Genomic DNA, 11,944 nt, shown 5'->3' with positions numbered 1-11,944 from the left:
CTGGAATGCGACGACTCATCGCCGGGCTCACCGCGGTGCTGGTGATGCTGGTGCCCCAGTCGGTGCCGGCGCAGGCGTCGGCGCCGGTGGAGCCGGCCGCCGAACAGGTGCTGACCTGGACGGCGGGCGACAGCGTGACCGCCTACACCACGGCGCCGACCCAGGCGGTCGCCGGACCGACCACGATCGTGTTCGAGAACAGTGAGGCCACCGGCAACACCACCGACATGTCGCACACGCTGACGTTCGACCGTTCGACGCCGGGCTACAACCACGACGCCGACGTGAATCTCCTGGCCTATCCGGACGACGGGAGCAACGGCCGGCAGACGCTCGAGGTGACCCTCACACCGGGCAAGTACCGGTACTTCTGCGCCATTCCGGGGCACGGCACGATGGTCGGCGAGTTCACCGTCAGCGACGGTGGTGACGACACCACCCCGCCGACCGTGACCGCTGCCGTCTCCGGGCCGCAGAACCCGGACGGTCACTACCTCGGCCAGGCCACTGTCACCGTGACCGCTCAGGACGCCGGGTCCGGGGTGGCGTCGGTGGAGTACGAGCTGGACGACACCGGATTCAAACCGTACACCGCGCCTGTGGTGGTCAGCGCGGTCGGCGATCACTCGGTGCAGTACCGGGCCACCGACAACGACGGCAACGTGTCGCCGAGCGGATCGGTGGGATTCCGGGTGGTCGATCCACCGGAGGACACCACTCCGCCGACCGTGACCGCCGCGGTCAGCGGCGAACAAGATGCCAATGGCAACTATCTCGACAGCGCGCGAGTGACGGTGGCCGCGACTGACGCCGACTCCGGCGTGAAGACCGTCGAGTACCAGCTGGACGGCGGCGCCTGGACGCCGTACACGGCGCCGGTGGTCGTGAACACCCCGGGGATGCACATGCTGCACTACCGCGCCGCCGACAATGCCGGCAACGTCTCGCCCGAGGGGATGGCGCACTTCACGGTGGTCGAGCAGGACTCCACGCCGCCGGTCGTGACGGCAGCTGTCTCCGGCACTCAGGATGCCGACGGCAACTATGTCGGTCAGGCGTCGGTCACGGTCACCGCTACTGACACCGGGTCCGGGGTGGCCTCGGTGGAGTACCAGCTCGACGGTGGCGCCTGGACGGCGTACACAGTGCCGGTCGACGTGGCCACGAACGGCGCGCACACGGTGGCCTATCGAGCCACCGATGCCGCCGGCAACGTCTCCGCCGTGGGGAACGTGACGTTCGAGGTCGTGCCCTCGGGCGGCGACAGCACGCCGCCGACGGTGTCGGGATGGCTGACCGGGAACCAGAACGCCCGCTGGGAGTTCGTCGACCGGGCCACCCTCAACGCCACTGCCGGCGACGCGGGCGGGGTCAGGTCGATCGAGTACGCCCTGGATGAGGGTGCCTGGACGGCGTACACCGCACCAGTCGTGATCGCCACGGCGGGTGCACACACCGTCAAGGTCCGCGCCACCGACAACGCCGGCAACGTCTCGACCGAGCTCTCCGGCACCTTCAGCATCGTGAAGACCGCCGCGAAACGACTGCACGCCGTTCGCCAGTCCTTGCTCTAGACACACTCACGACACGTCAACCCGGGAGGACTCACCACCGCTGTGCGACGGTAGTGGCATGACCTCGAACGAGCTCGGTTCTTCGACCTCGCCCTATCTTCGGCAGCACGCGGAGAACCCGGTGGCCTGGAAGCAGTGGGGAGAGGCGGCGTTCGCGGAGGCCCGGGAGCGGGACGTGCCGGTGTTCCTGTCGGTGGGGTACTCGGCGTGTCACTGGTGCCATGTGATGGCTCACGAGTCGTTCGAGGACGTGGCGACGGCGGCGTACCTGAACGAGCACTTCGTGAACGTGAAGGTGGATCGCGAGGAGCGGCCGGATGTCGACGCGATCTACATGGAGGCGACCGTCGCGATGACGGGCCGGGGTGGCTGGCCGATGTCGGTGTTTCTGACGCCGGCGGGGGAGCCGTTCTTCTGTGGGACGTACTTTCCGGCCGAGGCGCGGCACGGGATGGCCAGTTTTCGGCAGGTGCTCGAGTCGCTCACCGACGCGTGGCGGAGCAAGCGGGAGCAGATCGCGGGGATCGGGCAGTCCGTCGTGGAGCAGCTCGGGGCACGGCAGCAGGTTGCTGGGGGAGCGATCGACGCGGCGGTGCTGGAGCGGGCGGCCGCCGTACTGAAGGTGGACTTCGACCCGGTGGACGCCGGGTTCGGGCAGGCGCCGAAGTTCCCGCCGTCGATGGTGCTCGACTTCCTCCTGCGGCATCACCGGCGGACCGGATCCGAGGACGCGCTGGCGATGGTCGAGGCGACCTGCGAGCGGATGGCGCGGGGTGGGATGTACGACCAGTTGGCCGGCGGGTTCGCGCGGTACAGCGTGGACGCGCAGTGGATCGTGCCGCACTTCGAGAAGATGCTGTACGACAACGCGTTGCTGCTCGACGTCTACACGCACTGGTGGGCTGTCACCGGCTCGCCGCTGGCACAGCGCGTCGCGACCGAGACGGCCGACTTCCTGCTCGCCGAGCTGCGGACGCCGGAGGGTGGGTTCGCCTCGGCGCTCGACGCGGATACCGAGGGCGAGGAGGGCAAGTACTACGTCTGGTCGCCGGATGAGCTACGCGAGGTGCTCGGGGACGACGCCGTTTGGGTGATCGAGCTGTGCGACGTGACGGGGACCTTCGAGCACGGTACGTCGGTGCTGCAGCTGCGACGGGACCCGGACGACCTGCAGCGCTGGGAGCGGGTCAAACGACTGTTGCTCGAGGCGCGCGGCCGGCGGACGTACCCGGGGCGCGACGACAAGGTCGTTGCCGCCTGGAACGGGCTGGCGATCACGGCGCTGACGCGAGCCGGGTTGGTGCTCGACAGGCCCGAGTACGTCGACGCCGCGGTGCGGGCGGCGTCGTTGATTCGCGATGTGCATCTCGATGCGTCGGGGCGGTTGCACCGGACCTCGCGGGACGGTGGCGTCGGCTCCGCGCACGGTGTGCTGGAGGACTACGCGGCGTACGCGCAAGGCTGTCTGACGTTGCTTGCGGCAACATCTGACGGATCCTGGCTCCAGGTGGCTAAGGCCTTGCTGGACAGGGTTCTGGAGCAGTTCGTTGCTGATGGCGCCTTCTTCGACACGGCGGCGGACGCCGAGAAGCTGGCGTGGCGGTCGCAGGACGCAACCGACAACGCGAGCCCGTCGGGGGTGTCGCTGGCGGCGGAGGCGTTCACCACGCTGGCGTCGGTGACGGGCGAGGCCCGGTACGACGAGGCCGCAGGGCAAGCGCTCGCGGCCTCGGCGGCGTTGGCCGCGAGGGCACCACGCTTCGCAGGCCGGGCGCTCGCGGTTGCCGAGATGCATCGGGCCGGACCACTTGAGATCGCCGTCGTCGGTTCCGCCGACGCCGACGCCGACGCTGGGCGCGCGGTCGGGGTCGGGGTCGTCGAGCTCGTCCGTGTTGCCGTCCATCACGCGCCCTGGGGCACGGCCGTCGTCCGTGGTGAGCCGGGCTCCGACGTACCGCTGCTGGCCGGGCGTGGTCTGGTCGACGGGCGCGCCGCGGCGTACGTGTGTCAGAAGTTCACCTGCAAGCTCCCGATCGGGTTGCCGGAAGACCTTCGCGCGGAGTTGACCGGCGGCCGCTGACAACGCGGGCCAACGCGGGTTTTCCCTGTCGTTTCGCGAGATTCCCTTGACTCTCGCCTCCGCCGGGTGGAGAGTCCTCCCTCAGTCGGATGTAACAGGATGCGCATGTCCTGACACACAGTGTCACAACTGAGGCAGTGGCACTGCTGGGTCACTTGCGTCCGGCGTCCCCAATTGAATTGGTCGCTGCGCCCAAACAGCGACCACACCGTGAGGAGATGTTGTCTTGAAACGACTGACATCAGCAGGGGCGGTGGCCATCGTCGCAGCAGCGGGTCTGGCTGCGACCATCACCGGCACGCCCGCCGGAGCCGCCAACCGTACGGCCCCGCTCCCGGCATCCGGCTTCAACGAGCCGGCCGCCATCAAGGCCGAGAACGCGCTGACCGCGCAGACGGCCGCCGCCCTCGGACTCGGCGGAGGCGAGCAGCTCGTCGCCCGCGGCGTCGCGGCGGACCTGGACGGCACCGAGTACGTGCACTACGACCGCACCTTCAACGGCCTGAAGGTCGTCGGCGGTGACCTGATCGTCGAGCGCAAGGGCGAGGCGATCGGCGGGGTGACCTACAACCGCGGTGCCAAGAGCGTCGCCGTCAGCTCGACCAAGCCGACCTTGTCCCAGGCCTCGGCACTCGGTACGGCGGCCAAGTCGGCCGAGTTCAAGGCGACCAGCAACAAGGGTTCGCTGATCGTCTTCGCGGCCACCGGCAAGCCGGTCCTTGCCTACGAGGTCGTCACCACCGGCACCAAGGCCGACCAGACCCCGTCGGTGCTGCACAGCTACATCGATGCCAAGTCCGGCGCCGTCCTCGCCCAGGACGACGAGATCAAGACCGGTACCGGCAACTCGATGTACTCCGGCCAGGTGAGCATCGGTACGTCGGGCAGCTTCTCGATGAGCGACCCGAGCCGCGGTGGCAACAACACCACCGACCTGAACGGCGCGACGTCCGGCAGCGGCACGCTCTTCACCGACCCCGACGACACCTGGGGCAGCGGTACCACCGCGAACCGCCAGACCGCCGGTGTCGACGCGCACTTCGGCGCCCAGCTGACCTGGGACTACTACAAGAACGTCCACGGCCGCAACGGCATCTTCAACAACGGCCAGGGTGCGCGGTCCCGCGTGCACTACGGCAACGCGTACGTGAACGCGTTCTGGGACGGCACCCAGATGACGTACGGCGACGGCGCGGGCAACGCCCGGCCGCTGACCGCCATCGACGTGGCCGGCCACGAGATGAGCCACGGTGTCACCGAGGCGACCGCGAACCTGAACTACTTCGGCGACGCGGGCGGCCTGAACGAGTCCACCTCGGACATCTTCGGCACCGCCGTCGAGTTCTCCGCGAACAACGCGCAGGACCCGGGGGACTACCTGATCGGCGAGAAGATCAACATCAACGGCAACGGCACGCCGCTGCGCTACATGGACAAGCCGAACAAGGACGGCCGCAGCTACGACTGCTGGAGCAGTGCCGTCAGCGGCGCCGACCCGCACTACTCCTCCGGCCCGCTGAACCACTGGTTCTACCTGGCCTCCGAGGGCACCGGCAGCAAGGTCATCGGTGGGGTCACCCACACGAGCACCGCCTGCAACGGCGCGACGATCACCCCGGTCGGTCGCGACGTGGCCGCCAAGGTCTGGTACCGCACGCTGAGCACCAAGCTCACCTCGGGCAGCACCTACCGCGACGCCCGTGAAGGCGCGATCAACTCGGCCAAGGAGCTGTACGGCGCGGACTCCACGCAGTGCAAGGGCATCGAGGCCGCGTTCTCCGCGATCTCCGTCCCGGCCGGCACCGCCGCCTGTGGCGGTGGCACCGACCCGGAGCCGCCGACCGGTGACAACCTGGTCAAGAACCCGGGCTTCGAGTCCGGCGCCACCAACTGGGGCGGCACCACCGGAGTGATCACCAACAGCTCGTCGAAGCCGGCCCGCACCGGGTCGTACAAGGCGTGGCTGCAGGGCAACGGCCGCTCGACCACCGAGAACATCACCCAGTCCGTCGCCATCCCGGCCGCGGCCACGACGGCCAGCCTGTCGTTCTGGGTCCGGATCGACACCGCGGAGACCACCGGCTCGACGGTCTACGACACGGTGAAGGTCCAGGTCGTCGACGGTGGCACCACCACCACGCTCGGCACGCTGTCGAACCTGAACAAGTCGACGTCGTACGTGCAGAAGACCTTCAACGTGACGCAGTACAAGGGCAAGACGGTCACGGTGAAGTTCCTCGGCCAGGAGGACTCGTCGCTGCAGACGAGCTTCGTGATCGACGACGTCTCGCTGGTCGCCGGCTCCTGACCTGAGCCTGCTGGTCCCGTCCGGGGCGCACACCTCCCGCCCGAGTGTGTGCGCCCCGGCTTCTTTGTGAAGCAAGGGAGTTCACCAATGTCCAAGACCACCCTGTACGGCGTACTGACCGCAGCGCTCGTCTCCACCGCCCTGGTGCCGAGCGCCGCCGCCACCGCCACGACCGTTGCCGAGTCCCCCGACATCTCGGTCACCAACGTCAAGGCCCATCTCGACCAGCTCCAGTCCATTGCCACCAGCAACGGTGGCAACCGCTACACCGGCCGGCCCGGCTACCGCGCGTCGGCCGACTGGGTGAGGTCCAAGCTCGACGCGGCCGGCTACACCACCACGCTGCAGTCCTTCTCGACGTCGGCCGGTACGTCGTACAACGTGATCGCGGAGTGGCCGTTCGGCGATGCGAACCACGTCGTGATGGCCGGCTCGCACCTGGACAGCGTCAGCTCGGGTCCGGGCATCAACGACAACGGCACCGGCAGCTCCGGCGTCCTGGAGACCGCGCTGGCCTACGCCGCGAGCGGGCAGACGCCGCGCAACCGGCTGCGGTTCGGCTTCTGGGGTGCCGAGGAGCTCGGTCTGGTCGGTTCGAAGTACTACGTCAACAACCTGCCCGCGGCCGAGCGCGACAAGATCGAGCTGTACCTGAACTTCGACATGACCGGTTCGCCGAACCCGGGCTACTTCGTCTACAACGACAACCCGGCCGGCAACGGCGCTCGTGACGACCTCACGGCGTACTTCACCAGCAAGTCGATCCAGACCGAGTACATCGACGTGCAGGGCCGGTCGGACCACGCGGCCTTCCGGTCGCTCGGAATCCCCACCGCCGGGACGTTCTCCGGTGCCGAGGGCATCAAGACGTCGGCGCAGGCGGCCAAGTGGGGCGGTACGGCGGGGCAGGCCTACGACCCCTGCTACCACCGTTCGTGCGACACCATCAACAACCTGAACCTGACCTCGCTGGACCGGCAGAGCGACGCGATCGGCCACATGGTCTGGAACTACGCCCAGAAGGACTACGGCACCACGAACCCGCCGACCGGCGGCAACCTGCTGCTCAACCCGGGCTTCGAGTCCGGCGCGACGAACTGGACCGGGACCACCGGCGTGATCACCAACTCCAGCTCGAAGCCGGCGCACGGCGGCAGCTACAAGGCCTGGCTGCAGGGCAACGGCCGGTCGAGCACCGAGAACGTCGGCCAGTCGGTCGCGATCCCGGCCTCGGCGACCGCGGCGAGCCTGTCGTTCTGGGTCCGGATCGACACCGCGGAGACCACGGGGTCCACGGTGTACGACACGGTGAAGGTTCAGGTGGTCGACGGCGCGACGACGTCGACGCTGGCGACCTTGTCGAACCTGAACAAGGCGACGGCGTACGTGCAGAAGACGTACGACGTCACGGCGTATAAGGGCAGGACGGTCACCGTGAAGTTCGTCGGCCAGGAGGACTCGTCGCTCCAGACGAGCTTCGTGATCGACGATGTGGTGCTCGGTACGAGCTAGACCGGTTTGCAGAGCTTGCCCGGCGCGGCGGCTTCGGTGAGCAGCTGGGTCACCGGAGTCGCCAGCGGCTTCAGGCGCGGATCTTCCATCCGGGCGATGCCGCCACCGGCCGAGATCGCGATGATCATGTCGTCGGGGTGCTTGATCGTCGGCTTGGTCGAACCGATCCCGGCCCAGTCGACCTGACCCACCGCGGTGTGCAGCGAGGTGAGGAAGGCCGCGTCGAGCTTGCACTTGTGCGTCTGCTTGCCGCGCTGGCTGACCGTGGTGACGCCGTCGGTGCCGATCACGACCTTGTCGTCGAAGCCCGCGAAACCGCCGGTCCGGGTGACGGTGATGGGTTGCGCCTGAGGCGCGCTCGGGGTTGGTGTACTGGACGCAGTTGGGCTGGGACTGCTCCCCGCGCCCGAGTCGTCTCCGCAGCCGGCCAACAGCAGACCGGCGGCGGCAGTAGCACTAGCGGCGGCAAGACGAAGGTTCCTCACACCCTCCTGTCTACCCACTTCGAGCCGCCCGTCAGACTTCGTGCATGGGCTGGTACACGAATGTCATCCGGCTGTTAGGCCACCAGTCGTGGTTCGCCGCGGCCGGCCGGCGGGTCATGCCGGTGGATTGCTGGCTGCTGAAGCGATCAGGTGGCCGGATCAACATCCTCGGCAGGCACCAGTTGCCGACGCTGCTGCTGACGACCACCGGGCGCAAGTCAGGGCAACAGAGGACGTCCCCGCTGCTCTACGCACAGGACGGTGACTCGTTCGTGGTGACCGCGTCCAACTGGGGGCAGCAGCATCATCCGGCGTGGTCGGCGAACCTGCTGGCCCATGACGAAGCCGTTGTGGTGCTGCCAGGTGGGCAGACCGTGCCGGTGCGGGCTGAACTGGTTGCGGGGGAGGAGAGGGATCGGCTCTGGCAGCTGGTGACGAAGATGTACCCGGCGTACGACACCTACGTGGAACGGAGTGGGCGGGACATTCGGGTCTTCCTGCTGACTCCTAGCTGAGCTGCTTGGTCAGGTCGATCAGGGCCCGGGTGAGCAGCACCCGGTCCTCGAAGAGTGCCACGGCGGAGTCGGTCGCGGGTGCGCCGAAGTTCTCCAGCGGGAGCGCGGTGAACGTCGCCCGGGCCAGCAGGGACCCCAGATACCCGTACCGGACCTGCTCCTGCGGCACCGGCATCCCCTCGGCGGCCAACCCCTCCGTGAACGCCTCGAGGATCACCTGGTGCACGGCAGGCAGCGCGGCGGGCGACAGCTCACCGGCGTGGGCGAGCCCGATCAGGAGCTGGCCCAGATCGAAGCCGACCGCCTGCGGGCAGTCGAACCCCCAGTCGATCACCACGAACTCGTCCGGACTGCCCAGCGGGACCAGCAGGTTCTGCGGGCTCGCGTCGCCGTGCTGATAGCACTGCGGCAACGCGTCCAGGCCATCCAGTACGCCGGGCAGTTGCTCGCTCAGCTCGAGCAGGTCGTCGCGCAGGCCGTGCTCGCCGGTGTTGCAGACGGCTGCGGCGAGCAGCGGGTGACGCCACGTATGCGGGTCGGCCAGGGCCGGCAAGGCGCTCATCGTGACGCGGCCGTTGGTGTAGTACCGCAGCCCGATGCCCGGCTGGTCGACGCCGGGCCGGGGCAGGAACGGCTGCACCAGGTGCGGCTGGCGGCGGGCCGACAACTGCCCGAGCAGGAAGGCCGCCCGGCCGAAGCGTTCGAGGCCCCAGATCCCCGGCTCCTGGACGACGTGCTCCATCCAGAGCGTCGCCCGGTCGTCGTCGTACTCGTCGATCCGGTACGTCGCCGGTAGGCGCAGCCCCTCGGGCATCAGCGCGCCGATGTCGCTGCGGTGCACGGCCAGCTCCAGCCGCCAGGGGATGTTCTGGACCAGGTCCTCCCGGAGCGGCTCGGGGATCAGGTGGAGCAGCTCCCAGTGGCGGGCCGACTGGAGCTGCTTGACGAAGCTGCACCAGTCGGTGGTCGACCCGTCGGCCAGACGGGCCGTGCCGAGGACGCGGATCAGCGCGGCGGTGGTCGGCGTACCGATCGCGTACGGGAAGGGCTCGGCCCGGCTGCTGAGCGGTACGGCGTGCGGGTCGCCGGTGATCGCCCGGACGAGCGCGGTGAGCTGGTCGTCGTCGGGCGCGTCCCGGCCGAGTGGTTCGAGTGCGGTGATGGTCATGAGATCCCCCCGGAAAGCAAAGCAGCTTTACCATTTGGATAGTAAAGTGGCTTTATGACTTCCGTCAACGGCCTTCCGGGTCTGAATCATCCGCCGCACGTCGCCAACCTGCTCGGCGCGGTGATGGCCAGGATGCGCGAGGAGATCCTGGAGGGTCCGGGGCAGCCGTTCCCGGGGCTGCGGGTGTCGCACTACCGGCTGCTCGACCTGATCCCGCCGGACGGCGCGCGGATCACCGACCTGGCCGCGCACGCGGGGATGAGCAAGCAGGGGCTCGGGCAGCACGTCGACTACCTGCAGGCTCAGGGGTACGCCGAGTCCGCGCGGCTGGAGACGGATCGGCGGGTGCGGCTGGTCCGGCGTACGGGCAAGGGCGACGAGGCGACGGCCTTCGCCCGGCGTGCGATCGACCGGGTGGAGCGGCTCTGGGCCGAGCGGCTGGGCGACGACCGGTACGCCGACTTCCGGCAGGCGCTGATCGAGATCGGCGCCTCCCGGGGCAGCGGTCAGCCGGCGCGGTAGGTGGCGATGCTGACGGCGACGTAGTGGCAGACGAACGCGGCCACCGTGCACGCGTGGAAGATCTCGTGGAAGCCGAACCACAGCGGTGACGGGTTCGGCCGTTTGGTGCCGTAGATGACCGCGCCGATCGAGTAGAGCCCGCCGCCGACGGCCAGCAGCGTCACGACCGAGGCGCCGCCGAGGTGGTAGAAGTCGTTCATCCAGAAGATCGCGACCCAGCCGAGCGCCAGGTAGATCGGCGTGTAGAGCCAGCGCGGGGCGCCGACCCAGAAGATCCGGAACAGGATGCCGATCAGCGCGCCGCCCCAGGCGGTGCTGAGCAGCAGGATCCGGTCGTTGCCGCTCAGCAGCACCATGCCCAGCGGGGTGTAGGTGCCGGCGATCAGCAGGAAGATGTTGCTGTGGTCGAGCCGGCGCAGGACCGCCTCGCCGGTCGGGCCCCAGTAGAACCGGTGGTACAGCGCCGAGATGCCGAACAGCAGCATCGAGCCCAGCGTGTAGACGGCCGCGGCCCAGCGGGCGCTCGCGCTCGGCGCCAGGCAGATCAGCACGATGCCCGCGGCGGTCGCGAACGGGAAGGTGCCGGCGTGCAGCCAGCCGCGCAGCTTCGGCTTCAGCGCCTGGCCCAGGCGGTGCCCGGTCTCGCGTTCGGCCGGCGGTTCGGTGGGGGTGGTGCCGCCGGACACGGTCTTGGCCGTCATGCGCCATCCTCCTCGGAACGCCGTCGGAAATCGTACCTACGCAACCGTAACCTACGGTTGCGTAGGTTCAATGGTTCCTAAGGATGAAATGTAGGCCACTTCACGGCGTACGGGACACTCGGCCGGAGTGTTCCGCAGGACCCGCTGAAGTGTCTGATGCGATCGAGAGTCGATAAGTTCGATGTTCGCCGAGGCCTCTGCGACCCCGCCGATCTGGGCTAGCCTCGTTGGGGCACGCCTGCACCACCTCCGATCCCGCAGACGGCCCGGTCGAGGACTCGAGGAGAACACCTGCCCATGCGGACACCCGGCAAGCAGCGCCTGCGCAACGCCGTGTACGGACTGTACGAGCGCCGGCTGGCGCGCTCCCTCTCGCCGGACCGGATGCCTCGCCACATCGGCGTGATCATCGACGGCAACCGGCGCTGGGCCCGGGCCTCGGGCGATCCGGTGTCGCGCGGGCACGAGGCGGGCGCGAGCAAGATCTCGGAGTTCCTGGGCTGGTGCGACGAGGTCGGCGTCAAGGTGGTCACGGTCTGGATGCTGTCGACCGACAACCTGACCCGCCCGGCCGACGAGCTGGAGCCGCTGCTGCGGATCATCGAGCAGACCGTCGAGGAGATGGCCGCGGTCGGTGGCCGGCGGATCCACCCGGTCGGCGCGCTGGACCTGCTGCCGTCCGCGACCGCCGAGGTGCTGAAGAGCGCGGAGACCGCGACCCAGCACGCCGAGGGTCTGCTGGTGAACGTCGCCGTCGGGTACGGCGGCCGCCGCGAGCTGGCCGACGCGGTCCGCTCGCTGCTGCTGGAGGAGGCCGCCAAGGGCATCTCGATCGAGGAGTTGGCCGAGCGCGTCGACGTCGAGCACATCGCCGAGCACCTGTACACCAAGGGCCAGCCGGACCCGGACCTCGTCATCCGCACCTCCGGCGAGCAGCGCCTCGGCGGCTTCCTGCTGTGGCAGAGCGCGCTGTCGGAGTTCTACTTCTGCGAGGCCCTGTGGCCCGACTTCCGGCACGTCGACTTCCTGCGGGCGATCCGCTCGTACGCCCAACGCGAACGCCGCTTCGGCGTCTGAGC

Annotated in this window: 10 protein-coding genes; 7 read left to right on the top strand and 3 right to left on the bottom strand. The window is 68.9% G+C overall.

Annotated elements, in window-relative coordinates; genetic code table 11:
* Positions 1–5 precede the first annotated feature (5 nt).
* The 4 genes from HDA39_RS21120 (at position 6) to HDA39_RS21105 (ending at position 7,474) form a co-directional block, all read left to right on the top strand.
* Positions 6–1,574 carry an OmpL47-type beta-barrel domain-containing protein gene (locus HDA39_RS21120; RefSeq protein WP_184797600.1) on the top strand — a complete coding sequence of 523 codons (1,569 nt, stop codon included), beginning with the start codon at positions 6–8 and terminating at the stop codon, positions 1,572–1,574.
* Between the two features lie 58 nt (positions 1,575–1,632).
* Entirely contained in the window at positions 1,633–3,654 is a 2,022-nt protein-coding gene (locus HDA39_RS21115; protein ID WP_184797598.1) for a thioredoxin domain-containing protein, read from the top strand.
* A gap of 226 nt (positions 3,655–3,880) precedes the next feature.
* Positions 3,881–5,962, top strand: a complete 2,082-nt coding sequence (locus tag HDA39_RS21110) for a M4 family metallopeptidase (protein WP_238356113.1) — start codon at positions 3,881–3,883, stop codon at positions 5,960–5,962.
* Positions 5,963–6,049: 87 nt separating this feature from the next.
* Complete coding sequence (locus HDA39_RS21105) at positions 6,050–7,474, top strand: M28 family peptidase (protein ID WP_184797596.1); 1,425 nt, start codon at positions 6,050–6,052, stop codon at positions 7,472–7,474.
* Here the strand turns inward: HDA39_RS21105 and HDA39_RS21100 are convergent.
* Entirely contained in the window at positions 7,471–7,959 is a 489-nt protein-coding gene (locus HDA39_RS21100; RefSeq protein ID WP_337925832.1) for a hypothetical protein, read from the bottom strand. The genes HDA39_RS21105 and HDA39_RS21100 overlap by 4 nt on opposite strands.
* A gap of 44 nt (positions 7,960–8,003) precedes the next feature.
* Here HDA39_RS21100 and HDA39_RS21095 point away from each other — a divergent pair, with 44 nt between their 5' ends.
* A complete protein-coding gene (locus HDA39_RS21095) occupies positions 8,004–8,474 on the top strand; it encodes a nitroreductase/quinone reductase family protein (protein ID WP_184797592.1) in 471 nt (156 codons plus the stop codon).
* On the opposite strand, the gene HDA39_RS21090 is transcribed toward HDA39_RS21095, so the two are convergent.
* Entirely contained in the window at positions 8,467–9,642 is a 1,176-nt protein-coding gene (locus tag HDA39_RS21090) for a phosphotransferase (protein ID WP_184797590.1), read from the bottom strand. The two genes, HDA39_RS21095 and HDA39_RS21090, sit on opposite strands and share 8 nt — an antisense overlap.
* 54 nt (positions 9,643–9,696) lie before the next feature.
* On the opposite strand from HDA39_RS21090, the gene HDA39_RS21085 reads away from it, so the two are divergent.
* Positions 9,697–10,164: a MarR family winged helix-turn-helix transcriptional regulator gene (locus tag HDA39_RS21085; RefSeq protein ID WP_184797589.1), complete on the top strand. Its 468-nt coding sequence runs from the start codon at positions 9,697–9,699 to the stop codon at positions 10,162–10,164.
* On the opposite strand, the gene trhA is transcribed toward HDA39_RS21085, so the two are convergent.
* On the bottom strand, positions 10,149–10,865 hold the full coding sequence (gene trhA / locus HDA39_RS21080) for a PAQR family membrane homeostasis protein TrhA (protein WP_238356112.1): 717 nt from the start codon (positions 10,863–10,865) through the stop codon (positions 10,149–10,151). The genes HDA39_RS21085 and trhA overlap by 16 nt on opposite strands.
* A gap of 297 nt (positions 10,866–11,162) precedes the next feature.
* Here trhA and HDA39_RS21075 point away from each other — a divergent pair, with 297 nt between their 5' ends.
* Positions 11,163–11,942 carry an isoprenyl transferase gene (locus HDA39_RS21075; protein ID WP_184797587.1) on the top strand — a complete coding sequence of 260 codons (780 nt, stop codon included), beginning with the start codon at positions 11,163–11,165 and terminating at the stop codon, positions 11,940–11,942.
* Positions 11,943–11,944: the final 2 nt, after the last annotated feature.

It is taken from the genome of Kribbella italica, from assembly GCF_014205135.1.
Classification (GTDB): Bacteria; Actinomycetota; Actinomycetes; order Propionibacteriales; family Kribbellaceae; genus Kribbella; species Kribbella italica.
The sequence above is the reverse complement of the archived record's forward strand: the minus strand, read 5'-3'. Positions and strand labels throughout refer to the sequence as shown.